This window comes from Paenibacillus terrigena DSM 21567, assembly GCF_000374845.1.
GTDB lineage: Bacteria > Bacillota > Bacilli > Paenibacillales > Paenibacillaceae > Paenibacillus_K > Paenibacillus_K terrigena.
This window is the reverse complement of record NZ_KB895418.1, coordinates 75,851-101,858: the sequence shown is the minus strand read 5'-3', so window position 1 is coordinate 101,858 and position 26,008 is coordinate 75,851. Positions and strand designations below refer to the sequence as shown.

Here is a 26,008-nt window from a genome sequence, read left to right as displayed (position 1 = left end):
CATCATACAGTGTTGTTCGTGTTCTTATTCAACGTTAAATTTATAACCTACCCCCCATACCGTCTTAATAAATCTAGGTTCTTTCGGATTGCCTTCAATCTTCTTCCTAAGGTTCGCAATATGTACGTCAATTGCTCGATCTGTCACGAAAGAATCGAACCCTCGCAGTGCATTAATCAACTCTTCCCTCGTATATACCTTTCCTTGATTGGCACAGAATAGCTTCATAATTTCGAATTCTGAGAACGTTGTCTCAATATAACGGTGATTCACATATAAAGATCTTCGTTCCGGATCCAAAGATATTAAACTCTCTACAGAATCCGTCATATTCCTCAAGTCACCACGATCCGCCATCGACTGTTCGAGCAAATGCATGCGCCGAATATTCGCATTAATCCTTGCCGTGAGTTCTCGCATACTAAACGGTTTACTTAGGAAATCATCCGCACCTGCTTGTAAAGCATTAATTCGATCAGCGACCTCCATCTTAAGCGATACGACAATGATTGGCGCGAGTGATACTTCACGCAACTTACTGCATAATTCAATTCCATTGATGTCCGGAAGAACTAAATCCAATAGAATGATGTCCGGTCGGAACAACTCTAATTCGAGCATGCCATCTAATCCCGTATCCACTCTTTTTACGGCGTAGCCCTCTTCCGATAAGTACATCGTTAGCATCTCACCAATCATATTATCGTCCTCGATAATAAGTACTTTATCCATAAGAAGATCACCCTTAATGACATTTTTTTACAAAAATGCGTATTATTCTTAACACATATCTCATAATTGTTTTAAATTTTTATTAAATTGTACCCCCAATATACTATATTTCGACAACAGCGTCTATGATAAGGATTTTGTTAGGAAACTGTTAGGAGCTGTATTAACAACTTCATAACACTGGAGTGGTATAAAGCGCTTACATATTTCTATAAAATCGAAAAAAATAACCCCGAGCATGAATCAAAATTCAGGCTCAAGGTTTATGGCACGTACCACCACTTATTCTGTTAATTTAAAGCTTGCTACCATATCATTCAATTCTTCTGCTAACCGCGCTAGCTCTTGACTGGAGCTGGCTGTCTGTTCAGCTGCAGCTGCAGATTCATGACTGACAACAGAGATGCTCTCAATGGAGTTCATCATTTCTTGCGATTGTGCAGCTTGCTCCTCACTCGCTGCAGCAATTTCCGTTACCTGTCTCGCCATACCTACCACTTGATCTAGGATGGCATTAAAGGTCTGTCCTGTTTGTTCCGTCAATGAAACGGCGCCATTCACGGCGTGGACACTTTGTCCCATATTGTGCTGCATATCTTTGATGATTCCTGCGATTCGTTTCGTCGCTTCGCTGCTTCGTTCCGCCAGCTTCCGAACTTCATCCGCAACGACCGAGAATCCTCTACCTTGCTCTCCTGCTCTCGCAGCTTCTATCGCAGCATTCAATGCGAGCAAGTTTGTCTGTTCAGCGATTTCATCAATGACTTCAATGATTTCCCCGATTTGCTCCGAATCATTCTGCAAGCGTGTCATTTGATCGGAGAGGCTGTTCATCGCATAGACCGAATCTTGTACATCTCGTCCGCCTTTCTCCGCTTTATCTTGTGTTGAATCCGAAAGTTCTGCAGCCATCTCTGCATTTTGAGCCACAACATTTATCGCCATCGTATGCTCTCGGAACAACTCCGTAACCGCATTAACCGTAGATGATTGCTGCACACCGCCCGCTGCGATTTCCTCTGTAGTGGCCGATATTTCTTGAGACGCTGCGGCAACATTCTGAGATGACATAATAATACGTCCAACAAGATCACGCAGCCGCTCAATCATCGTGTTCGTCGATGTTGTCAAATGTTCGACCTCATCTTTCGTCCGCATTTTAAATTGCAGCGGTTTCATCGATAAATTTCCTTTTGCGATCATATCCAATTGCTGTGCGATCATATTCAGTGGTCTTGAGATATGTCTTGATAGATAGAAAATAATAATGACGCCAACAACTATCGTAATTGCAAAAGCGATGATTAGATTCGTCGCAATACTCGATGCGCCGCTATTGAAGCTGGACATGTAAGAACCGGAGGAGATGATCCATCCCCAGTGCGGCGCTTTTTCAGAATAGACGATTTTCTGTGCGATCTCCTCGGAGTTCGGTAAGTTATAGTCAAAATAGGTATATCCACCACCTGCCAACGCTTTGTTCACCTGCTCGCGAACGAAGAAATCTCCATTGCGATCGGCGGAATCCCACATATTTTTCCCTTCCATACTTGGGTGCCCAATGGCAGTTCCCTTCTCATCAAGAATAAAGAGATAACCCGATTCGCCAAGATCAAATTTGTTCGTAATTGGACGGGTGCCGTTCGCTTGCTTGGGTCCCAGAATTCTAGTCTTTACTTGCTCTTGGGCTTGCTCCAGCGTAATTTGTCCTTTCTCAACACCTAAGTTCAGCACATCGATCAATTCAGACACCATATGCGCGTTATTTTTCAGATTGACCATGCCCACTTCATCAAGATGATGTTTCGCATTATTGTAAGCGGTTAGTCCGGTAAAGAATGTTGGTACCGTGAGTAAGATGACGGACACAATAATTAATTTGGCACTAATTTTAAATTTCATGATCTATGACCCCTTCGATCGAATTAAGACTATCTCATTGTTTCTGTAATCATATCATCGAGATGTAACCACGTAACTAATTGACCTTTATTGCTGTATACGCCTACGATCCCTGAAGATGCATTTCTTGGTCCCTGGATATCTTCTACACGTGTCTCTTCATCTAACGTGGTCACTTCCATCACTTGATCGATGAGAATTCCTACTGTACCTCGACTCGAATCCATCACAATAATGCGTGCTTTGCTCGATTCATGGCGCTGCAGTCCTAAGAACCGGTGAAGATCATACAACGGCAAATACTCCCCGCGAAGTGAGAACATCCCCTGAACAAAAGGAGACGAGTGCAGAATGCTTTCAATGTCAGGCACCTGAATAATTTCTCGAACATCATGAACCGAAATACCAAAGTGATGTTGAGCAAGCCGGAAGATCGTCACCTCTGCTGCTCTATTTTTCATGCCTAACGTCTGTTCGCTCGTCGTCATCATGATCTTGCTGCCTTCCTCGTTCACAAGCGCATGAACATCCAGTACAAGCGCAATACCTCCGTCCCCGGTAATCGTCGAACCCGAGATATAAGGAACCTCGCCCACATATGTTCCTAATGATTTCATAACAATTTCACGGTTTCCGAGTGTCCGGTCTACCGCAATGCATACTTGCTTATCTCCGAAGGAGACGATGATGACAGTCGTACGCCGCGCTTGCGTTCTGACTTGGGTTCCGCTAGCAACTCGAAGCTTCTGATCCAGTCGAATGAAAGGATAGACATTCCCTCGAATGAAGCAAATCTCCCGACCATGTGCGATCTTAATCTCATTCGGTTGAAGCGCGACAATCTCTACAACGTTCATCAAGGGGATTGCATACATGCGTTCGTCCAGCTCCACCATAAGCGCACGGATAATGGCTAAGGTAAGAGGAAGACGGATCGTAATGCTGGTCCCCATTCCGACAGTCGAATGGATATCAATCAGACCGTTGAGCTTCTCAATATGTGCGCGTACAATATCCATCCCTACGCCGCGCCCAGATAAATCGGTTACTTGCTCTGCCGTTGATAAACCTGATCTGAATATCAAATGCTGCAGTTCATTCTCCGTCATCCGTTCCGCCTCATGCTCCGTGATGATCCCTTTACGGATCGCGGACGATTTGACTTTAATAGGGTCAATCCCTTTACCGTCATCGGTAACGGAAATCATGATCTGATTATCCTGATGCGCCGCTTTTAATACAAGAGTTCCTGCTCGCGGTTTGCCGCAATGTACGCGTTCTTCTGGGGACTCAATGCCATGATCGGCCGCATTACGCAAAATATGTATGAGTGGATCACTAATCTCTTCAATTAACTTCCGATCGAGTTCTGTCTCTTTGCCTTCCATAACAAATTCAATTTCTTTGCTCGTGGCTTGTGCCATATCACGTACCATACGCGGAAACCGATTGAATAAATGTTCAATCGGAAGCATTCGTGTCTTCATCATGCCTTCTTGCAGGTCGCTAATGATCAGACCGAAATGATTGGCAATATCGCTTAACGTTGCTAAATCGCTATCCTCCCGCTGCTGCTTCTGCATCATCCGGGAAGTGACCTCATGCAGCCTTGTATTATCAATAATCAATTCCCCAACAAGATTGAGAAGCTGTTCTAATCGATCTACATCGACGCGAACGGTCTGGCTTCGACGTACTTGTGGTTGATCACCAGTTCCTGATGTATCTGACTTCCCTATCTGTTCGTTTGATGAGAGATTGCGAGATGCATCTTCTTCATTCACATATTGATCCAAGTTGTTGAGGTGAATCGATTCTATATGTATGACTTCAATCTGAGAGATTTCGCTTAACCGCTCCTCGAGCAGCTGCTGAGACTCCTTCGTAACAACAACGAGAATAAATTCGCCGAGGAATTTACTCTCATCTTCAATGTCTGTAACGGGCGGGAAGGCAGCAATCACTTCACTACTCTCTTGCAGCGCTTGATATACGAGCAGCGCTCTGACCGATTTCATTACCGCATCCGAGCGAACCCGGCAGTAGATGGAATAAACTTCATGTTGATTACGCATCGCTTGAATCGCCACATTTCGCTGAAACCGATTCAGTTCAACGACAAGCTCAGATAATCCTAGATCCCCTGCCATAACAGCTGGATCGTAAGCTAGCTTACTCTCGGTCGAATTCTGCTGGGTAATTTGCTCTAGCAAGACGAGTAGAGGATCAATATCCACCGTATCTTGCTGCCCTTCGAGCAGCGAGTGCCGTAATAATTTCAAATAGTCTGTCGCATGAAATAAGACGCTTGTCAGCGCAGAATCCACGACCAATTGACGATTACGAATGAGATCAAAAACATTTTCCATCCCATGTGTTAAATTTTTCAGGGCATCAAATCCCATCGCTGCCGAAGATCCCTTTAAGGTATGCGCAGCTCGAAATAAAGTCTGAATAATCGTGACCTTTCCGCCCTGCGCTTCCAATTTCAGCAACTGTTCTTCCATGATTTGAATTTGTTCATCCAATTCATCCATAAAAACACTCATATATTCGCTTAAATGAGAAGGTATTGACATCACTTAACTCCTCGACAACATAATTTCCTTACATTTTATTTACAATATTTGATCCATACTAATAATATTAATTAATACACCTTGCACATTGGCCACATGATTTGCATGCCGACCATCATGGTGCTGTTCTCCATAAGGAAGTGGCTCGATTTGGGAGTAAGAAGTGACCTGTATGACTTGATCAGCCACAATGCCGACCATAGATTGTTCATAGTTCACGATGATGATCCGATTCATTTTCGTATCCGGTACTTTTGGCATACCTAAGTAGCTGTGAATATTGACAATCGGTATAACATTTCCCCGAAGATTAATGACGCCGAGCAGAGAAGTTGGGGTGTTCGGTATTTCGATGATAGGCTGCATCTTAATAATCTCGTGGATCTCCTGAATCGGAAGCGCAAACCGATCATTCCCAAGCCCAATCTCAACGTATTGATTGGATGTCTGCTGCATTGCCATTCACATCACCTCGGACACCTTTTGCAACTTCCAAATATAACTTCGTTCCGTCATTATATTGGAAAATGGCAACCTCACTACCTAGGTCTATAGACACGATTCGACGCCAACGTTTACGGAACATAAAATCATATTTCAACTCGTTCACTTTCCGTCTCAAAGCTTGAATATCTGCATTCGCATGATATGGAAATACGGGTATGCTCTTTTGATAGAACTGTAACACCATCGCTTTCACACTACTCACTCCATCCCAATAATTTCCTTCATCATACTTGATTCGAATTAGAGGATTATAAGTTAAGTATTAGAATACTGTTTAATATTTTCATAGAATGCTAACTCACTTAAACGAATTAGCGCATATATGTAAAAAAAAAACACCTTCCAGATAAAAAAATGGAAGATGCTTCATGGGACATACGATTTATGCGTTAGGACCTATCATATCAACTCCCTAGGAATAAGGAGCAAATAAGCTGCTGTAAATAACGATGATTATTAGATTACTTTTCAATTGTAAGATTCTTCTCAGCCATCACCGACAGCTGCTGGGCATTCTGATTGATCTGCTGTACTGTTGCAGTCAATTCTTGAATAGAAGTGACTTGATGGTTGATATAATCGTTAATTCCTTGAAACGCTTGCTCTAAATTGCGAATCGCTATCTGCATATTCTTCGTAATGTCATCAATCTGGAACGCATTCTGCTTCGAATAGGTCGCTAATTTGCGGATTTCGTCCGCGACAACCCCGAAACCACGTCCCGTATCACCTGCGCGGGCAGCTTCTATCGCTGCGTTCAAACCTAATAGATGGCTCTGGTCTGAGACTTCCTTAACAACACTCGATATGTTCCCAATCTGTTGTGCGCCAGAGCTTACATCTTTCATATGGTTAGAAACATCCACTAGCCGGTTAGCCAACTCCATAACAGAGTTCGTGATTGAGGAGAAAGAAGCAGCGGTTTCTTCCACGGTAGCAGACAAATCTTCAGCAACATGAAAGAGCGCATTTGCCTTCTCTAAGCTAGAGCCAACACCGACTCCACCGATGACTTCACCGTGCTGATTATGTATAGGGATAACTCGCGAAGCAAATGGAACACCGAACAATTCCTTCGGAACGATGCCGGATATTTCTTTATCATTGCGAATGGCTTCTGTTAGAATATCTCCTTCCAGCAGCGGCTCTTCAGGCTTGAGATTCAGTGAGAACGTCTTAGCTGGAACAGAGATCATCAGTTTCTCCGTGTTGTATACACTAACGGAAATATCGTCATGCATTATTCTATTCAAGTATGGCGCTACTTTCGCGAATGCTTCTATTAATTCGGTGTCATTTTTTCTGTCCGTTACAACGTTCTCCATCATTACCTCAGTCCTATCCTCACTAGATTCGATGCTTAAAAAATGATCATTTAGCATTTTGATTATTATAGTAATACATGATAATAATGTAAAGTTAATTTACATATCATATCTTTTCAATGATTTATCAATATAGCGACAAGCTACATGTCCTCAGGATGAGTTAAGGCGTATTCCGTATACATTTGACCATCGGTTTATATACAATATCAATCTTCTCCGACTGATAACTCGGTCCGTAATAGGCAGCATCAACCACCGCACAGGTCAGTGCAGTCGTCATTAGTGTACGTTCCATCGGAAACGGTGGCACACCTGACATGATCAAGTACTCAATCTTCTTGGTCAAATGTTCGAAATGCACAAAGGGACGATCTAACCCGCTGTTGAAGAGAACAGCAGCCGTTTCACCTTGTTTCGTGCGGAAGCACGCTGCCCATTGTTCAACAAGCTTATTAAACTGAACCACATAACCCTTTGGACCATCTACATATTGGACAACCATGAGCATAGGATTGGAATCAAGTTCGCGCGGGTGAACGTTAGGAAGATCCGGGTAAGTGTCAAGCGCCTGCAGCAATAAATCCTCCGGCCATTCCTTGCGATCCATGCACTCCCATACTTCAGGTCCCTGCATGAATTGTACGGAATGTACGCCGCATTCTCCGCATTCTCTTTGCTCAGCAAGCGATTGCAGAACTTCTAGAGCATGAAATCCATAGGCTTCAACTAACGGCGAATGACTGACGACCAATATTTCGGCTGCGGATTGGAGCTTGTGAGGATTTAGTGGTGGAACCGTTTCAGAAAATGGAATAGATGAGCCCCCCATAAACGGTATCCCCCGACTTTTCAATTGCGTGTACATCCAAACAGCATCCTGATAATCATAGGATAGATGCTTATCTGAAAATATTGGCACGACCAATTGAAGCTCATCCAACGCAGCAAGCGTTTCTTCGAGCATGCGCCGTCTCGGATACATCATCTGCCCCTTCTCATTGTATGGATAGGCTCCATGTTCACCGATAATGACGACTCCATCGATTGGGCCTGTTCCCTGCTGATTACGAATCGCTTCCCGAATCGTCGGATAGATTGGAATTCCCAATCTGGCGGCCGCTTCTCTGCTCATATCATTTACGGGTACTTGATCGGTGTAGATCGATACGACCTCAATCTGCGGTTGATATGCAAAATCGCCCAGCAATCGTCCTAGAATGACGTCGGCATGCGAATTATAGCGGTATTCCGTTACAATAGCAGCGATTCGCTTGTGATTCGGATTACTCTCTAAGCTAATCTCGGTCATCTGCTCTGCTCTCCTTTGTTCATAGCTTGAACCGTATGAACCAACCAGTTCGACAAGCTGGCAATAATCGTGTCCAGATAGAGTCTGCCTCTTTCCGCAGTAGCAGTATGTGCGGAATCCGTGTAGCCGTCATAGCCTGTCAGCTCACCATGCCTACCGATAAAGGCGCCTGGAGGTCCTGAGTTGATCCATTCACGGCTTATATGCTCATCTCCGATTCGATCGGCTCTAACCAGCTCTGGCCGAATTGCTAGGATCGCTGACGTCTCGAATCCGCCCGCATGCCCAGGCACCATCCCAACTTCACCCGCGTTGATTGCGCGCAGCGCTTCGCCTGCAACACTCCAATAGGAAGCGGATGCCGTCCAGATCGGATGAGCGACCGCAAGATCATTGACCGTCTGCGTCATGATCGGATCATTGCCGCCATGCGCGTTCACGAAGATGATCTTGCTGAAGCCGTCCAGTACTAAGCTCTCTCCGATATCCTTCAATACTCGCAAATAGGTGGTGGATGAGAACGAGATGGTACCGCCAAATGACAAGTGATGCTGTGAGCAGCCGATTGGAAGCACCGGCGTGATTAGGATAGGTACTTCAAGAGCAGCCTGTTCACCTGCACGATGAATGATATGTTCGCAGATCAGGCTGTCCGTATACACGGGAAGATGCGGTCCATGCTGCTCTGTCGCCGCAAGCGGGACCACTACTGCACAGCCTTGACCCGCACGCTCTGCAATTTCTTCGCGGGTGCATAAATGCATCAAATAGTTCATCATAGATGGAATCCTCCGTCTACTGTAAATAATGCTCCTGTCGTATAGGAAGAAGCATCCGATAGCAAGAAGCAGGACATTTCATTGATTTCATCCGCGCTGGCACTGCGTCCGAGCATCGCATTGTCCATCATCGCTGCCTTAGCTTGTTCTGACTGAGCTGCCAAGCTCTCTGTTGATCCAAAATCACCAGGAACGAGTACATTAGCCCGGATTCCATATTGGGCATAATCAAGCGCGAGTACTTTAGTAAATTGGTTAATGCCTGCTTTGCCAGCGCCATAAGCTAGACAGCCCTTCGAAGGTATTTGTCCGAGGATGGATGAAGTATTCACGATCGAGCCGCCGCCTGACTTGATCATTAATGGCAGCGCATATTTGTTCACGACAAATGTGCTTGTCAGCGTTCCGCGAATTGTAGCTTCCCATTCCGCCAACGTAAGCTCCAATACGGGCTTCCATACATTCGTATGAACCGTATGATAAGTGCCATCCAATCTTCCGTAGGCGCTTTCAATCTCATTTATGATAGAGATCATGTCGCTTTCTTCGCATACATCCGCTTGCATGAAGCGGAATTTCTGCTCTCCATAGTGATACAGCAGCTGCTGTGTGGCAGGATAAGCATCCATCGGGATGCGATCACACGCGTACACGATCGCGCCTCTATCCAAAAACATCTTAATCGCAGATCGTCCTAAAGTTCCTAAGCCTCCTGTGATCAATATGACCTTGTTATCCAGCACATTCATCGATCTCACCTTTTCTCATAGGTTATGTAGCATAGACACGGATCTCATATAATGATGCAGATGTATCGCCATTCGTTGCGAGCACCGTTATTCGTACGCGATCCGTCTGAACAGGCTGTTCCAGTCGAATCGTGGCTTTGCGCTGATAATTGCCAGCCAGACTGCCGATCTCTAACCATTGACCTTGAATAAATGCTTCCGCTCTCACATCTCGCGGACACTCCGGATCGCGGTAGAAGGCTGGATAGGAGCGATAATCGCGAAGAATATATCCTGGGAAAGTCAACTCAATGCTTCTCGCTTGAACGGGTTCGGACCAGGAAAGCCCGACCCACTGCGGCAGAGACTGCGCCGGGTCCGAGCGCCATTGATTGGTGCTGAGATAAGGCCTATTAACACCGCTTAACACCTGATCGGCGCTATAGCAGGCTTGTTCTGGTAAGATGCGGAAGCTCATGGTCAGTCCGTTGCCGTACTTGCGCATAAATCCGTTCAGAAGATCATAAGCGCTGACATGACCAGGAACGACCTTGTCGGCAGCGTGCCAGCAAACGAGTGGATTAGCCAGCAGATCCAATCGAATGTATTGACCTTTCAGCCGTGATACATCTAGGTCCGTCTTCCAATCGATCCATTGCTTATTGCCGAGATCGACTGCCAGCGTCGCAATCGCAAGCGCTTCCCCCGGCTCAGTGCGATAATCCCATATATGCTCGACCGCATATAAGCGAGCTTCGACAGTCTGCACCGTGTCAGATAAGTTGCTCAAGCATAACGATAGCATGTCAATGCGGTCAGCGCCGACAGCGATCCATTGTCCTCGCCGACTAGCTAAGGTTTCATTGATTCTCGATTCAACTTGAAGTGAAGGCTCTGCGCCCGACAGCTTAGCCTCGCTGCTCGCATATACGGAAGCCAATCTCGCGAGATCGTCTGGATCCTCGTTATGCGTATTTAATAGAAAGCACCCGTCACGCAGCAAGGCCTGTTGAACTTCACGTGCAGCAAGCTCTGGCACCTTTCTTACCGGCATACCAGTCTGAATCGCGATTGCGGCAGCCGTTCCCGCAGCCTGCCCCATTAGAGCTGTTGTGCCTTGAACCCTTACAGTACCTAGAGCGGCGTGCGTCACGCTGACATTCCGTCCGGCCATCATGACATTGTTCATCCCCTTAGCAATCAATATGCGAAGCGGAATACCGTATGGGCCGACATAGGTCGTAGCTCCGTAGCTATTGTCGTGCCCTTCGGAAGTCGTTCTCTCACTAACTGAAGCCAGCAATCCGCCTGGTTCATGCAGATCGATGAACCAGCCACCATAGGCAATCTCATCAGGAAACACCGTTTTCTGCTGCGGATCATGCTCCGTCATCCAGTATTCGCCGACAATGCGTCGGCTCTCGCGTTTTCCTGGTACTTGCCCGATCCAATCAAGCGCATAGTTCGCCGATATAGCTCTGAACTCGCTGTCACCATTCTTGATCCAATCCCATATTCCCATTACATGTCTTGTCAGTTCATGCCGAAGCTTTTCATTGTCATAAATCGTGTGCCAAGGGACCGATAATTCGATCCACCAAAAGCCGCTCTTCGTATCACCCGGCCAACGCCCATGCTTGTAGAAGAAATCGGGATCCTCATACTTTACCGCCCAATCAGGCGCTGTGAATGGAACAGGACGTCCCATATCCTTTGCTTTGAAATGAATGGAATTGCCCATAACCGCGCTGCTTGCCTGTAAAGGAGCGTGCGGCTCATTGTATTCATCTCGTCCTTCCGTGCCCATGCGCCACTCACAGCCAGCAAATGCCGCAACAATGCCATCGCCCGTACAGTCGATAAATGTATTGGCTCGTAAGACGAGTTCAGTCTCCGCATGATTGACCTGTGCGACAACCGCCTCTATCGTCAATTCATCTTTCATTAGCACACCTTTTACCGCGGTGTTCAGCCGAAAGCTCAAATTCGACGTTGCCATAACCATCTCGTACTGTACCAAATCCCAGACACTGTTGATCCAGCCATTATCGCCTGTCGGGTCCTCATGGTTGCGCGCTCGCTCCTCAATGAGCAGTTCGGAAATAATGCCTGTTTCCTTCGCATAGGCATGAGAGCTTGCAACTCCTTGCGGCGGCACACGAATCTCTGAAGAACTGTTACCACCGAATACAGGACGATCCTGAACAAGGCATACCTTTGCGCCATGTCGTGCGGCAGCAACAGCCGCGCATAATCCAGCAAGACCGCCGCCGCAAACGACGATATCATAGGTCTCCTCTACCCTGCGATAAGCGGATCGAATCATCTCATTTGTGTTCACCCTACTCAACTCCTAAGTTCAATTAGGACCTGCTCCCTGAACCCGAACTCCAGTAAATCGCACTACGCTTCCATATGCTTCGCCTGAAGCAATGTGCAGAGAATCATCGTCAGGAGAATATGCGATGCAGGATATAAAATGAATGTTCGCCCACTCCGCATTAATTGTAGACAGCTCATTGTTATCTTTCACGACGCGAGGTCTTCCCAGATCAACAAAGCCGCTATCACGCTCATAATGAAAGATATGCCCTGCATCTCGAATACCCCCATACACGCCTACAACTTCATGATCATTCAACTTGATGAAGTTCCGAAGCTGTCCGCTGGAGTAGAGTCTGCCGTAGGAGCACCGCCTTCTTAAATCCGGTGACAGCGTGAACAGCATACCGTCGTATGTACCTGCTACGACCGTTCCATCCGCTAATACTGCACCGCCTGTAATCGACGCCTTGAACGATCTTCCTCGAATGGATGAAGATTTCATCTCCAGCTGTTCTGTACACATGGTATCCATATCATAGAGCAGAATGTCATCATTGCTTCCAGATAGCAGCAGGCTGCGTTCATTCAGTGGTATAACGTATGAATCTTCCGTTTGCAGCGCAATATTTTTCAACGTTCGAAGATTACAGCCGATGCTGCTATCCATGAATTCAATAAGATGAAGTGCTTTATCATGACTGCTAGCTAGGATTTCCCCAGACTCGAGGAGAATCAGCAGCTTTACAAGCTCGATTTCCGCTGGCAGCTGAATGTAATTCGTACAGCTTCCTGACTGTAGATCGACGATCAAGATATGACGATCGCTCGTCAGGACAGCAACCGACCGATTTTTCATGTCGATACATGAAACCGGTGCTCCATTGCTATACACAGTGGTTATGTGAGGAGAGCCGCCGTCAGCATAGTCGGATTCAGACAGGAATACCCCGTCTTGCCCACTAATACAGTACACCTTCCCATTGAAAGCATGCACATGGCTGACTGCTGTATCCCGCCAATCCATATGCTGATGCAGCGGCAGCGTTCGAGTCTTCTTCGCGACAATATGCATATAAGCGGGCAAGCCGACACCATTGTAGCTAGGTTCATAATAGGGTCTAAGCGGGGCGGATGGCGCATCAGGTCCAGGCGGCAGCAGCTTATTCATATCAACAGCGAGAATATAAGGTGAAAATTCACCGCATACATCCACCATATGAAGCCAGCCTTCTCGATCAAAGATCATTTCGCAAATGTATTGTGAATCCTTGCCGTTTGGCGTAATTAATCCTAGATTCTCTGGCTTTCCTCCGTTCAGAATGTCCCATCTGACCAAGCGGATCGGGCTATAGCCATCATTCGTCTTTAAGCCGTAATACAGAACAAATTGATCATCTGCAGCCAATCCTCCGATACCATACGGTTCCACCGGGATCTGCTCCGGCAAGTGGATATGGCCATGTCGTGTTACCTCTAGCGTTTCTGTGTGAATCTCTATCATTTCTCCATCCATATTATCAACCATAAACATACTGCCGCGGGGTGAATGAAGGCCAAATATAAATTGTCTTCGATGTCTATGGCCATGCGGAGAATGAAAGTTGACTTTCAGATCGGTCACCGTCTCCGTTTCAGGGTCGAACCTCCATATCCCCCCTGTGTAAGAGCTTCCATAAAAGCGTCCTTTATCATCCTTCAGCAAGCGACAGGAGGAGAACTCGGATACTTTACCGTAATCCTTCACTTCATTCGTATGTAGATCCAATCGGTACAGATGACCTCTCATATAGCCCATAAAATAATAGAATCGTGGATCATTGCCAAGCATGCCGCCATAGATGCTCTCTCTAGGAACAGGAATCCCTTTGATCTCCACTTCATTCGTATCGGGATTCACGATCATGAGAATCGAACCGGGATAACCTTCCCATGGATGCTCATAATACTGCTCGAACATCCACTGCTTATGCCCTGGCGCTGGGGCTGTATTATGTGTCGCCATGATTAATCTCCCATCAGGAAGAAAATCAATGCTTGTATGGATCTTACTCGGGGGCATCTGCTCTGCATCTACGATCCAAGCCTTCTCAACATCGACAATCAGTCTAAGCTCGCCGGTTATTGGGTAATACTCGTACAGCAAGGCCGTTAACGGCTTTTCATTCTCCCCGCACACACTAACATAGAAACGATCATCGGGAGAACGTACAAAGTCCCATACCGCATTATGTCCTTTTTCATTAGGCAGCTGTACAAAACGCGTAACATGCTCTGGAATCGCAGCAAGCAGATTAGAAGTCATCTATTCCCCTCCAATATAGCTATCTTTAAGAAAATTCTATCTTTACTGTTATATATAGTCAATTGATTTTTTCATATATGCTTATCTTTTTCTTATCTGTGAAAATAATGCTCTCACAAAAAACGACCGCTCTCAGCCAGGACTGATCACGATCGTTTTTAGATGATAACTTAGTTTTGCAAATACATACGATTACTTATCTCATTACAGGCCTTCGAAATACAAAGATGGGCATTCTCCCACAACAAATCGGTAATGCGAATTTCCGGAATCGACACACTGACCGAAGCAACCACATGACCTTCCAAATCGATAATGGGTCCGGCAATGCAATGAACTCCCTCAATCGACTCCCCATAATTGTAGGCGATATTCTCCTCACGTACTTTAATAAGCTCAGCCTTCAAAGCTGTGACACTCGAAACCGTCTTGATTGTGTAGGTCAACAATTGCTCATTAGGGTATAATGAGTCAATTTCTTCGTCTGACATACGCGATAATAATATCTTCCCAGAAGCAGATGCATGTAGGGGCAGCACGGAACCTAAGTTGTTATTAAAGCGCATTGGCTGAGCAATTTGTTTCTCCGCAATGTACACATTATTGTCTCCACTGCGAATACTCAGGAACACAGTCTCATTCAATATTTCAGCAATCTTGGTTGCTGATCTGTAGAATTCCTTCGTTAAATCCGTATTGAGGCGATGCTTCACTCGAATCTCAAAAATTTTATTGCCCAGTTGAAAGTTCTTTCCTGAACTGTCTGTCTCCAGATAACCTCGACTCAGCATATTTTGTAATATTTGATAGGTACTGCTGGAGGGCATATTTAACGACTTTGCAATTTCAGTTAGCGTAAAGGAATCCTTCTCTTCCGTAAATAATTCAAAAATATCCAGCACACGGTCAGCAGATTTAACTCTTGGTGATGATTGTTCCATATGGAATCCTTCCTCTTTCACATTAGTTACTTCCTATGTCATCCATATTTTATCAGTAAATACATACTTCCGCTATATGGTAATGGGTATATACACGGTCGCTCATTCTATGAAAGTCATATATCCAAAGTAATCCGGTTTGTGAAAATCGATTGCTTTCGTAGGTGACCACGCCAAGTACTCTTTAGCTCCATCCTTCTGCTCATCGATGCGATATAGATTTACTCTCCACTGCTTCCCAGTTGCGATAGAGTTCGAGAATGCATGATGCGGGATCATGATTTCATATTCATAAAGATACTTCGAATCCTCCAACCGATACACGCTTGTAATCAAGTCTTCAATATTCCAGGCAATGTCCAGCTTGATATGTCCAGCTAGATCATTCTCAATGACCGCGTCAAATACAACCAGCATTGGGCTAAGCTCAAGCTCGATATATCGTCTTCCATCGCCTGCTTCATCAATAAAGATCTCTACGACATCTTCATTATATATCGGATCGTCGCGATTCGTATAATTTGCAACGATATGATCATCCTGACAGCGGAATAAAAAACAAACATATGCCTCCGTCCAGCATGCCTTCGCTGTTGTTGACATCCGGGCAGATGCGCCGGACGCCGTCTCAACAAGTACAACTTCCTCTATCTCATCCCAAGGGATCATACGCTGTTGATCAAGACGAAGCTCTACTCTTTTGCACGAATAATGATAAATCTCCTCTTGCATTCGTTACCTCCGCTTATTCATTCAATTGACTCAGAACATGGTCAACGACTTGAAGAGTATGGTTGATATCGGCTTGTGTGTGCACAGTTGAGATGTACCATAATCCGTTCATTCGCAGCAGCACACCTTCGCCAAGCATAAGTTCGGCAAATCGGGCATACATCCCTGCATCTCTCGTGTTAAACGTATCAAAATCATTGACTGTATCTGCATCTATGAACATCATATGTAGTACAGGCCCTACTTGGTTGACGATCCCTTTCATACCGTGCCTCTCTAGACTGCTGCGTATCCCATCCGCCAAAGTGACGAAAAGCTCTTCCATCATCTCGAAGGCTGCGCCATGATCCCTAGCCAGTTCCTGAATGGTCACAAGGGCTGCTGATGTCGCGATGCAGTTCCCGTTCAATGTTCCGAGATGACTTACTCTTCCGTCATCGATTAGTTTCATAACCTGTGCGTTTCCCGCAACAGCACTGATCGCAATACCTCCGCCCAAAGCTTTGCCGATCGTAATTAGATCCGGGTTGATGCCGAGTCTTCCATGTGCTCCTCCTATACCGAGACGGAAGCCTGTAATGACCTCATCAAGGATCAGTACGATGCCCAGCTCTTCAGTTAATTGGCGCATATGCTCCAGGTAGCCTGGCTTCGGCATCAAACAGCCCGAATTGCACATGATCGGCTCAGAGATTACTGCGGCAATCTCACCGGCATGCGACCGCAGCGTTGTTTCCAGCGCATCTGGGTCGTTCCATGGCAGCAAGATCATATCTTCCAAGCTATTGTAACTCTGCCCCATCGTTCCTGGGAGAACAGATCCTGACCCGAGCTTATCTCCGGTTTGTACAATGCCTGCGCCAGGGAATGAAGTATAAATAGAGTCAGACCAACCATGATAGTGGCCGTGGAAACGCACGATTTTACATTTACCCGTGTATGCGCGCGCCAATCGAAGCGCCAGCATGACTGCTTCTGTTCCTGAGCCGCTGAAGGCTACTTTATCTGCGCACGGAAGGATTTCGACTAATTGTTTGGCGAGCTTGATCTCTCCATCATGCTGCAATCCGTAAGTAAAGCCATTGCTCATAGCTGCAGTAATGGCGGTAGTCAAGCTTTCATGCGCATGCCCTAAGATGAGCGGCCCGTAAGCCAACATATAGTCGATGTATTCATTGCCATCGATATCACGGAGCCTAGCTCCTTGTGCAGATTCCGCATAGATCGGAACCGGCTTCATGGATGCCCGAAGCGAACTGGCCACTCCCCCGGCTACATAAGATTGTGCTTGAGCATATTTATCGATTGATGCTTTGAAAGTTGACATTGTGCCATGCCTCCTTTTTGAATTACCGTTACAGATCGAAAGGAAATACGGGCCGGCTTAGATGGTTGTATGTCAGAGCAAATAAATCTGAACCGCAGCAGCCTGGCGAATCTACGGGAATGATTGACTTACATATGGAGCCAAAGGCGGTCTTCCAGGCGATCGCCGCTTTCACCACGATCACATGATAGTCTTGTGCGCGAATCCCGATGGAGCTTAAGTGACCCGGATCCCATGGCGGCGTTCTGAGCTCTGTTAATACCACGGTCAGCTTATCGACTTCAATGACAGCAGTCTTTCCCATCGATGCCCGCTGACCCGTCATATACTCACCGATATGGGTGTACTCTCCGTCTCCTAAGAGCCGAACTCTGCCGGATACCTCGACAGGCAGCCCATGAAGCGCATCGCTCTTACCGCCGATGCGTTCGTGAAATTGTCCGCCTATACCTAGACGATGGGCAGCTCGAACAGCAGCTTCATCGCGGATGACAATCAGGCTCTTCTTCGGTGGATTGATCAACTGGGCGAGGACATGCGTAGCGTCAGCGGGAGCACCGCCACCTACATTGTCTGAACCTTCTACAAGAATGACTGGTCCTGCCAGCTTAGCGAATGCCATTGCAGCAGCTGCTTGCGGATCAAGAGCTTCAAACCTAAATCGCTCTCTTCGATCCCAGAACATCCGGCTTAATTGCTCAGCATAGTAATCCGATAGCTCCTGATCTCCATCTGTTGTCACGACGACAGAGACACCCGCTTCCGGCACATCACTATAAGGGAAGCCTCCGGCTATCGTAACATTAAGCACGGAATCCTCTCGTTCAATCAAGGATGCCCGCTTCATAATTTCTTGCATGGGACCCGGCTCTTCCGTCATCATCATCTGTGGAACGACAAGCATATTCGGCCGAGAGCATGTACGTACAGGTGTAATCTCCCCTCGGATCATACGAACGAGCAGTTGAACTGTCTCTACAGCTCGTTCATACACATCGACATGCGGGTACGTATCGTAACCTACTAGGATGTCTGACAGCTCAACCATATCCACACTAATATTAGCGTGGAGGTCCAGCGTACACGCAATGGGATGCCGCTTGCCTACTTTCGCTCGAATACGACGGAGCAGTTCTCCTTCCAAGTCCGAGATTCCTTCTGCAACCATGGCTCCGTGAAGGATCACGAGGAGGCCGTCGGCATTTTCATTTACTGAATCCACCACTCGCTGCATTAATGCTTCAGCCGTTTCCGCCGTTATCATTCCACTTGGCGTCGCCGATGTATAGAATCCGGCTGACAATTCCAATCCATATGCTGAGGTTACGTCGATCACGCCCCCCATAGATGTTCGTGTACCTGTATAACGTGACAGGAATGCATCATTACCCTGCACCCATTCGGATTGAAATTCATGTAAGTCCGTTCTACCGGGAGCAAATGTATTGGTTTCATGGACCAGCCCAACCACCGCAATGTTCATAACAGATCCTCCTATCAGCGAAATGACATCGAAGCAAGAATCATTGCTGGCGGTAAACTTTATAGCTTAACTCCTCGCAAGAGCGCGTAATCCAGCTGTGGACTCTCTCCCACACCACTTCTGTAATGCGCAGTGCTGGAATCGATATGCTGATCGAAGCCGCAATGCGATCTTCAGCATCCAAGACGGCGCCAGCTACACAATGGACGCCATCCACCGTCTCACCCAAGTTATAGCCGAATCCTGCTCGTTTCACCTTTTCGAGCTCAGTAATCAAGTCCTCGAAGCTGGATATCGTCTTCTCCGTCGTTTGTTCCAATTGATCGGACGGATACAATATACGGAGCTCTTCCATTGTCATATCTGACAGCATAATTTTACCTGATGCTGTCGCATGCAGCGGCAGCGTCGTTCCGACGTTCGGATTAAAACGCAGCGCTTGCGTGCTTGCTTTTTCTCCGATGTATAGAAGTTGATCGCCCGCTTTAATCGCTAAGCTGACCGTTTCGTTAAGATCATCCACGATCTTTTGCGCAATTTGGCTGAACTCTCCCGTTAAACTCGTACTCCGCATATAGCCTGAGCGAATCGTGAACAGTTTGTAGCCAATGCGAAACTGCTTTCCGTGTCGATCGGTCTCTAGATATCCGCGGTTCAGCATATTTTGCAGGATCAAGTAGGTGCTGCTCGGAGGCATATTCAATTCTTTAGATATCTCGGTCAGATTGTATGAATCCTTCTGTCCTGTAAATAATTCGAGGATATCTAATACACGGTCTGCTGATTTTACCTTTGGAGATTGTGCAACCATAATCATTCCTGCCCTTCATTCTGTATTTATCAACTAGTCAACCATTCCTGTACGTTCTATGCCTTCTGTGAACCATCGCTGTGCAATCAGATACACGACCAATGGCGGTACGATGATTAAGAATGCCGCCGCCATCTTGGGTCCCTCTGATATCGGGTCTTTTCCAACAGCCGTGCTGTAATTGATGGCCCAGTTCCCCATTAACTCGGTTTCAAATGAGCTTAATCGCAACGACAGCGGAATAAAGTCTTTGCTTAGGAACATCGACGGCTCGTAGTACATGTTCCAATACCATATGAATGAAAACAGGAATACAACGAGACAAGCCGAACTCGCAAGCGGCAGCATTATTCGGAAGAACAATCGAAACACAGAAGCGCCATCCATCTTGGCCGCCTCTTCCAACGCCTTAGGCTGAGATAAGAAGAATTGGCGGAAGATGATAATAAATAGAGCACCGCGCATTCCCTGACCAAAAAGTGCAGGGATGAGAAATACAAGTGGCGAATTCAGCAGGCCCAGCTTGCTGTATACCATATACAGCGGAACTAGCGTAATTTGCGGCGGAACGAGAAAAGTGACCAGAATGAGAAAGAAAAATAGATTCTTGCCTGGGAACTTTAATCTCGCCAACGCATAGCCGGTAATCGCGCAGGAAAACACCTGCAAGATCGATCCGACGAAAGCGATGATCAGCGTATTCATGAATGCTTCGGGATAACGAAGCCCAATCCAGCCGTCTATATAATTTTTAATGTGAATCGTACGCGGGATAACGCCTACGGTTGGATCAATCAGGTCAGGAACACTCTTCATGCTGGTCGAGACCATATAAATGAGGGGTTTCAGATACAAGAAGGCGATGACGGTCAGCAGTGCGAGAATAATACATTTGGCAAGTAGGCCGTCATTCACATTTTGGCCTAGGACGAGCTTCTTTGCCTTTTGTGTCTGCCTGCTCGTTAAGAATTGTGACACTTCCAGCCGCATCTGCCGGTAGCTCTCAGCCAGCTTCATCGTATCCCCCCATTTCCTTTTGTCGCCCTATAGGTAATACCTAGCACAATGCCTAGCAACAGCAATATGATGCCGAAATACAGCCATGCCATTGCGCTCGCATAACCGTAGCCTGTACTCGGTTCAAACATATTTCGTCCGACAATTTCCATGACAGGGTTGAACGGAAATGTAAACAAGTCAACAATGGTAAAGATGGCGTTGAGCCCGATAAAAGGAACCATGCCTGGAAAAGTAATCTTCCAGAAGCTTTCCCACGGCGAAGCCCCGTCTACACGAATCGCTTCATATAACGACTTTGGAATCGTCTGAAAGCCAGCAATAAAGATCAGGATTTGTACACCGGAATACCATAGAATGATAACTGCTTTGCTAAGTACATTAATGATCGTTGTCGCGAGTCCGCCATAGAAGAATTGTTCCACGAACGCGTTAATATTGTATTCCTTCATAAATGGCAGCTCTCCGGCGCCTTGCACGAACAGCTCCATCAGCACCTGTCCGGTTGCAAATATAACAGGAAGAAAGAATATAGCGCGCATAAGCCCGCGACCGGGAAACTTCTGGTTCAGCATTAACGCGACGAAAAATGAAAATACGAGGATAAGCGGGATAATCGCGATCATTTCTTGAAAATAACTGATCAATATGATCGGATATGCATTATTTACGACCAGCATTTGTCTATAATTTTCCAAGCCGACCCACTTGTATTGAAAGCCATCGCTCGTAATCAATATTTTGTTGAAGCTGTTATACAACGACGAACCGATCGGGAAAGCGACGAATAAGACAAATCCGATGAGCCAAGGGAGCATAAACAAGTATCCGACGCCATACTCTTTCCAGCGGAATTGTAAATAGCTTCTCCGGCGCTCCTTGATTGAGTTCATCTTACTCCCCCCCCTTTGGTCACTTTGAATTGTTTCGTGTTGTAGTCCACCGTGACCTGTGTTCCACCCTCGTAGGTCGTCCTGTAAACGTGATCAGATAACTTTTCATGATTGATCATAGACTGATTGTAAACCGAAGCCAGTTGATTGAACTGGTTGTATTCATCAACAAGCCGCTCCTTCCATACGGCAAACTCGCTGCTGTATACATATCCATAATCCGTACCTTTCAGCACCCTGCTTGGCAAATACGTTAATTTGAAAGATGGAATGGCCCCATATTCAATGGCTCTTAGAAAGTCATCCTCATAGGACTCTCGCAAATTCGCGGGAGAAGTCGAATACGGAACCGAGCCGTGAATAACCATCGGGTAGAATGGCACCGTCTCATCAACCATGAAATCATAGCTTGGAGAGGAAGTAATATCCTCGACATAATCGGAATGACTTAGCGCGTAATCATGGCCTCGATGAACGCTCACCGAGCCAAGCTGATTCTTTGTGTATTTCAGCAGCTCTTCATAATAATAAGCTGTGTCGGCTCTGGTCAACGGCGCTGTCGTCTGATAGTCGCTATAGACAAGATTGCCCGGCCCGTCAGCGTAGAGTATTCCATTAACGCCAATATCCTTCAGTGCATCGATAACTTCCTTTTGCTTGCGGATCGCCAGAGTCGGATTCACAATGAACCGCGTTTTCATGCTGCCAAATATGCTTTCATTCCCCGTCATGCCGAACTTTTCTTGAAGCACCGTCGTATCCAGGCTGCGGACACCGTCCGACTTCATCTTGAAACTGGAATAGTCCTCATCCTTCCACCCGATGAAGTCTTCGAACAGCACGTGAATCCCGTTCTCATTCATCTTCTTGATAAAGTTCTTTGCGGCTTGAGACCCGCCTAACTCCGATACAATAGGCAGACGTTGATCCGAATACATGCGTCCGCTGTCTTGCCAGCCCTCATACAACACGTTGATGTTGGAAATGCCCTGCTGCATAAGCTCATCAATCATCATGCCAGCCTGCTCGAATGTCGTCGCTGATTCGTAACCGTATCCACCGAATCTTGCTGTGGTTCCCCCACCGACAATGGCTAGCTGGAGCGGAACTTCATTCGTCGCCTGCATAGCTTCGCCAAGCAAGCCGTTCTCCATCATATATCTGCGGTATGTCTTCGCCATACCCACATAATTCGCATCCTTGCCGGACAGAAATCGGAATAACACACGATGATCCGACTTCATCCGTTCCTTTTGAATGGTGTTCACGACTTCGCTCGTTAACCCGCTGACCCTCCGTCCGAACTCGTTCCGATACTTGAAACTGGCACTCAGCGAGTGGTAGGATCCTACAATTCCGGACGGAAGGGCTTTAATGGTCGTTGCAAACTTTCCTTCCTCGACAATCGCCGTAAAGGCTTGATCACCGCGAACTAAGCCGTATACGGGGTAGCTGATCGCCTCCCGCTTCACCGATAACATGTTGCGATCTTTCAGGTTCGATGGATCATCACCGTAAATGGCGAATTCATAACCTTTGACGACCTCTGGGCGTTCATAATCGTAATGAATGAGTCCTCCTGGACCATCTGGTACGAACAGATATCCGTCCTCTTCTGTTCCCGATACAGCTCCGAAGAATGGAAGAATATCTAAGGAATACATCTTGAATTCGCCCGCTTCCTTGATCCCTTCGTCTGGTACCGCCACTTCAAGACCATGATCCGTTAATTGATACTGAATGACGAACGATAGCCCTTCTTTCTCATAGAAATAGGTAACCTGAATGCCGGCTTCCATTCGGATATAGCTAGCCTTCAACTTTGTGTCGAGCGCATTCGTTAAAATCTTTCTCGTATCCCCCTCGGATACATATTCCATCACAAATGGAGATTGAAGATTCTCAAGCAATGTGCCCTTGACCGTTTCTTTTGCTATGCTTTCCTGAGCTGGATTGCTTCTCCACAAATAACCGTTCGCCTTGTTAAGCACAGCAATTTGACTCGTCTTCGGATCTAGCAGCAGTGTGTACCGTTCATTATCCGCTGCCTTCGCAAAGCCATTAGATTGCACATCGTGTGGTATCCACGCTTCGGTTTGCAGAACCTTCAATGGCATAGGTGCCGGAGCTACAATATTCATTTCCGCAAGCTTAGGTAACCGATCCCATTTCGCAATGATTACAATCATCGCAATCATGAGGATGGCTGCCGCGAGCCCTATTAAGAACCTCAGCGTTATGCTGTTCGGCCATATTCGTTTAGCCACATTAGCCACTGAAGGTCACCTCCCGGTACAGCTGCTTGATAAAGTCAAGCAAGTTTATTGTCAGCCCCGCCATGATCGTGAAGAAAATCCAAATCACGGCTACTGTAAACAGCGTAATCACAACAATCTTCAACGTCTCCATAAAGTCGAAGTTATGGATAACCTGCGTCATAATAAAGAACAGCACGATCATCCATATCCACATCACTTGCTTCATCAGATCAACCACAATCATTTCCTCAGTAACAATGATATTCGTAAGAACAATGATCGGAATTGTCATGACGATATAGGGTATGAGCGCATACGTACTTGCTTGGAATACTTCTCGAAACCGGCCTTCTCCACCCTTAATTGTGCTTACAAGATAGTTAGCGACGACCCATGTAGCCCACGGAACAATCATGATTCCAATTGAGAGCTTAATATTGATCCTGGATAGATCGAATGGGTTGACGACAAAGCCGGATGCGAACAGTGAAAGGATATGTACACCTGCTGCCATCAATAAAATGAGTATCACGACGAGCCAGGAAATATTGCGTTCCTTAAGCCGATAGAAGCCTTCATAAGGGTGTACGATCAAGTAGAAAGCATCCTTCACCTCCGCGCCGTATCGCTGCAATCGATTCGGCCATGTTCGAGAACGAGCATATTGACGCCATTTGCGAATGGCATAGCGTATAGCCAACACCAGAATAATGACAAGCGCCAGTGCAAGTATAAAATGTCTCTGCAGCCAATCATAACGGACATTCCAGAAAGCATCGGAATAGCCGAGAGCATCCTGAGATTTCTTAAAGTTGGCAATCGCTTCAGCATGATCGCCACTCTGCAGAGCAGCTTTGCCTAAGCCGTTATATGCAATATTCAGCATTCCGTTCTCACGAATCACTTCTTCCCAGTAAGGCTTGCTGGCTACGTAATCACCTTCATAATCCAGCTTCGTCGCTGTTAGAAACGTATCGCCAAAACTGGTACGGCTGAAAACTTGAATCATATTTAATGCAGCATCTGCTACCCATAGCTGCTTGCTGCTGTTGACGGCTATACTGGTTGGAAAGCTTGTAATGCCGAGCTGACGCGCATTTTTATTGCCTTGACTGAAGTTAACTAGCGTAGTCCCGTTCGGTTCATGAATACTGATCATACCGAACTCACGGTCCATACCGTACATGAACCCGTCATGATCGATAGCGACATCAACTAATTGATCTTCCCACAAGTCTTTGTTCTTGAACGCATCAGCGCCGCCGGCATTCAGCTTCTTGATCTGTCCATCGTCTTTACCTACCGTGGTTGTCAGAATAAAGTGATCCGAAGTAGCCGTAGCATTAACGATTGGATTCGGACGCTTCGCTGCCTCTTTGTCTAATTGTTCCTTGGAGAGGATCATGCGCTTAAATCGATCCATCCAGGAAAGCGTAGTCTTATTCGCTCCGAAGAACCCCGTAAACTCTCCCTTGGCATTCATGCGAAACAGACCTTGATACGTATCCTTCACCACGATATACATGACGCCGCGTTGATCGACGACTAACTTGGTCGGAAGAAAATGATACTCTTTAAACAGCAGATGAGATTCAGGTTTCGCGAATACTTGCGCTTCTTTCCCGTCTGCGTTGTACTTCACGATCGTTTGATCTCCCGTATTTGCTGCGTATATCGTGCCATCATCAGCGACAAACACCCCTTCAGGTTGATTCAATTTGCCTAAGCCATCCTGATCACCGATGCTGCGGATATATTCGCCGGTTGGATCAAGCTCTATGATTCGATTATTGCCTGTATCCGCGATATACACGTAATCATTGCTTGCAATAAAAATATCCGAAGGTCCAGAAAGCTGCGTTCCTATGCTGTTACCGTCAATTACTCTATCAGGCGTATACAAGGGCTGCGTCATGATCGCTTGACCTGTTTGAACATCGATGAAAAAGGTATCAGATGGGATTTGTGCAGCTGCAATCATCGGGTAGAGCAAGCACATCAAGCATAAAGACAACATGATTTTTATTTTAAGTTTCATTTTGCCACCCTCCCCAT

20 protein-coding genes are annotated in these 26,008 nt (G+C 46.3%); all 20 read right to left on the bottom strand.

Features of this window, described 5'->3' with window-relative positions; genetic code table 11:
- Positions 1-24: 24 nt before the first annotated feature.
- Entirely contained in the window at positions 25-732 is a 708-nt protein-coding gene (locus C558_RS0118660) for a response regulator transcription factor (protein ID WP_018757809.1), read from the bottom strand.
- Positions 733-1,014: 282 nt separating this feature from the next.
- On the bottom strand, positions 1,015-2,634 hold the full coding sequence (locus C558_RS0118655) for a methyl-accepting chemotaxis protein (RefSeq protein WP_018757808.1): 1,620 nt from the start codon (positions 2,632-2,634) through the stop codon (positions 1,015-1,017).
- Positions 2,635-2,663: 29 nt separating this feature from the next.
- Complete coding sequence (locus tag C558_RS31380) at positions 2,664-5,213, bottom strand: chemotaxis protein CheW (protein WP_018757807.1); 2,550 nt, start codon at positions 5,211-5,213, stop codon at positions 2,664-2,666.
- A 39-nt stretch (positions 5,214-5,252) separates the two neighbouring features.
- Positions 5,253-5,669: a chemotaxis protein CheW gene (locus C558_RS0118645; RefSeq protein WP_018757806.1), complete on the bottom strand. Its 417-nt coding sequence runs from the start codon at positions 5,667-5,669 to the stop codon at positions 5,253-5,255.
- Positions 5,641-5,922 carry a hypothetical protein gene (locus tag C558_RS31375; protein ID WP_245583834.1) on the bottom strand — a complete coding sequence of 94 codons (282 nt, stop codon included), beginning with the start codon at positions 5,920-5,922 and terminating at the stop codon, positions 5,641-5,643. Before C558_RS31375 ends, C558_RS0118645 begins: the two co-directional genes overlap by 29 nt.
- A gap of 259 nt (positions 5,923-6,181) precedes the next feature.
- A complete protein-coding gene (locus C558_RS0118635) occupies positions 6,182-7,045 on the bottom strand; it encodes a methyl-accepting chemotaxis protein (RefSeq protein ID WP_026264000.1) in 864 nt (287 codons plus the stop codon).
- Positions 7,046-7,208: 163 nt separating this feature from the next.
- Entirely contained in the window at positions 7,209-8,357 is a 1,149-nt protein-coding gene (locus tag C558_RS31370; protein ID WP_018757803.1) for a hypothetical protein, read from the bottom strand.
- A complete protein-coding gene (locus tag C558_RS0118625; protein WP_018757802.1) occupies positions 8,354-9,136 on the bottom strand; it encodes a creatininase family protein in 783 nt (260 codons plus the stop codon). Before C558_RS0118625 ends, C558_RS31370 begins: the two co-directional genes overlap by 4 nt.
- Positions 9,133-9,885 carry an SDR family NAD(P)-dependent oxidoreductase gene (locus tag C558_RS0118620; protein WP_018757801.1) on the bottom strand — a complete coding sequence of 251 codons (753 nt, stop codon included), beginning with the start codon at positions 9,883-9,885 and terminating at the stop codon, positions 9,133-9,135. Before C558_RS0118620 ends, C558_RS0118625 begins: the two co-directional genes overlap by 4 nt.
- Before the next feature lie 22 nt (positions 9,886-9,907).
- Positions 9,908-12,205 carry an FAD-dependent oxidoreductase gene (locus tag C558_RS0118615; RefSeq protein WP_018757800.1) on the bottom strand — a complete coding sequence of 766 codons (2,298 nt, stop codon included), beginning with the start codon at positions 12,203-12,205 and terminating at the stop codon, positions 9,908-9,910.
- Positions 12,206-12,223: 18 nt separating this feature from the next.
- Entirely contained in the window at positions 12,224-14,491 is a 2,268-nt protein-coding gene (locus C558_RS0118610; protein WP_018757799.1) for a PQQ-binding-like beta-propeller repeat protein, read from the bottom strand.
- A 170-nt stretch (positions 14,492-14,661) separates the two neighbouring features.
- On the bottom strand, positions 14,662-15,432 hold the full coding sequence (locus C558_RS0118605) for an IclR family transcriptional regulator (protein WP_156826189.1): 771 nt from the start codon (positions 15,430-15,432) through the stop codon (positions 14,662-14,664).
- Positions 15,433-15,534: 102 nt separating this feature from the next.
- Complete coding sequence (locus tag C558_RS0118600) at positions 15,535-16,164, bottom strand: carbohydrate-binding family 9-like protein (protein ID WP_018757797.1); 630 nt, start codon at positions 16,162-16,164, stop codon at positions 15,535-15,537.
- Positions 16,165-16,177: 13 nt separating this feature from the next.
- Positions 16,178-17,491, bottom strand: coding sequence for an aspartate aminotransferase family protein (locus C558_RS0118595; RefSeq protein WP_018757796.1), 1,314 nt, complete (start codon positions 17,489-17,491; stop codon positions 16,178-16,180).
- A gap of 28 nt (positions 17,492-17,519) precedes the next feature.
- Positions 17,520-18,974 (bottom strand): M81 family metallopeptidase, encoded by a 1,455-nt coding sequence (locus tag C558_RS0118590; RefSeq protein WP_018757795.1) that lies wholly within the window; start codon positions 18,972-18,974, stop codon positions 17,520-17,522.
- Positions 18,975-19,014: 40 nt separating this feature from the next.
- On the bottom strand, positions 19,015-19,785 hold the full coding sequence (locus C558_RS0118585) for an IclR family transcriptional regulator (RefSeq protein WP_245583833.1): 771 nt from the start codon (positions 19,783-19,785) through the stop codon (positions 19,015-19,017).
- Between the two features lie 33 nt (positions 19,786-19,818).
- The gene (locus C558_RS0118580) at positions 19,819-20,802 is read right to left on the bottom strand and encodes a carbohydrate ABC transporter permease (protein ID WP_018757793.1); all 984 of its coding nucleotides are present in this window, start codon (positions 20,800-20,802) and stop codon (positions 19,819-19,821) included.
- Complete coding sequence (locus C558_RS0118575) at positions 20,799-21,695, bottom strand: carbohydrate ABC transporter permease (protein ID WP_018757792.1); 897 nt, start codon at positions 21,693-21,695, stop codon at positions 20,799-20,801. Before C558_RS0118575 ends, C558_RS0118580 begins: the two co-directional genes overlap by 4 nt.
- On the bottom strand, positions 21,692-23,971 hold the full coding sequence (locus C558_RS0118570) for a DUF5696 domain-containing protein (RefSeq protein WP_018757791.1): 2,280 nt from the start codon (positions 23,969-23,971) through the stop codon (positions 21,692-21,694). The genes C558_RS0118575 and C558_RS0118570 overlap by 4 nt, the downstream gene beginning before the upstream one ends.
- On the bottom strand, positions 23,964-25,991 hold the full coding sequence (locus C558_RS0118565) for a YIP1 family protein (RefSeq protein WP_018757790.1): 2,028 nt from the start codon (positions 25,989-25,991) through the stop codon (positions 23,964-23,966). The genes C558_RS0118570 and C558_RS0118565 overlap by 8 nt, the downstream gene beginning before the upstream one ends.
- Positions 25,992-26,008: the final 17 nt, after the last annotated feature.

Bases quoted from the DNA above. Each gene is read 5' to 3' on its own strand.
- C558_RS0118660 (WP_018757809.1), bottom strand. From the start codon at position 732: ATGGATAAAGTACTTATTATCGAGGACGATAATATGATTGGTGAGATG.
- C558_RS0118655 (WP_018757808.1), bottom strand. From the start codon at position 2,634: ATGAAATTTAAAATTAGTGCCAAATTAATTATTGTGTCCGTCATCTTA.
- C558_RS31380 (WP_018757807.1), bottom strand. From the start codon at position 5,213: ATGTCAATACCTTCTCATTTAAGCGAATATATGAGTGTTTTTATGGAT.
- C558_RS0118645 (WP_018757806.1), bottom strand. From the start codon at position 5,669: ATGCAGCAGACATCCAATCAATACGTTGAGATTGGGCTTGGGAATGAT.
- C558_RS0118635 (WP_026264000.1), bottom strand. From the start codon at position 7,045: ATGGAGAACGTTGTAACGGACAGAAAAAATGACACCGAATTAATAGAA.
- C558_RS31370 (WP_018757803.1), bottom strand. From the start codon at position 8,357: ATGACCGAGATTAGCTTAGAGAGTAATCCGAATCACAAGCGAATCGCT.
- C558_RS0118625 (WP_018757802.1), bottom strand. From the start codon at position 9,136: ATGATGAACTATTTGATGCATTTATGCACCCGCGAAGAAATTGCAGAG.
- C558_RS0118620 (WP_018757801.1), bottom strand. From the start codon at position 9,885: ATGAATGTGCTGGATAACAAGGTCATATTGATCACAGGAGGCTTAGGA.
- C558_RS0118610 (WP_018757799.1), bottom strand. From the start codon at position 14,491: ATGACTTCTAATCTGCTTGCTGCGATTCCAGAGCATGTTACGCGTTTT.
- C558_RS0118605 (WP_156826189.1), bottom strand. From the start codon at position 15,432: ATGGAACAATCATCACCAAGAGTTAAATCTGCTGACCGTGTGCTGGAT.
- C558_RS0118600 (WP_018757797.1), bottom strand. From the start codon at position 16,164: ATGCAAGAGGAGATTTATCATTATTCGTGCAAAAGAGTAGAGCTTCGT.
- C558_RS0118595 (WP_018757796.1), bottom strand. From the start codon at position 17,491: ATGTCAACTTTCAAAGCATCAATCGATAAATATGCTCAAGCACAATCT.
- C558_RS0118590 (WP_018757795.1), bottom strand. From the start codon at position 18,974: ATGAACATTGCGGTGGTTGGGCTGGTCCATGAAACCAATACATTTGCT.
- C558_RS0118585 (WP_245583833.1), bottom strand. From the start codon at position 19,785: ATGGTTGCACAATCTCCAAAGGTAAAATCAGCAGACCGTGTATTAGAT.
- C558_RS0118580 (WP_018757793.1), bottom strand. From the start codon at position 20,802: ATGAAGCTGGCTGAGAGCTACCGGCAGATGCGGCTGGAAGTGTCACAA.
- C558_RS0118575 (WP_018757792.1), bottom strand. From the start codon at position 21,695: ATGAACTCAATCAAGGAGCGCCGGAGAAGCTATTTACAATTCCGCTGG.
- C558_RS0118565 (WP_018757790.1), bottom strand. From the start codon at position 25,991: ATGAAACTTAAAATAAAAATCATGTTGTCTTTATGCTTGATGTGCTTG.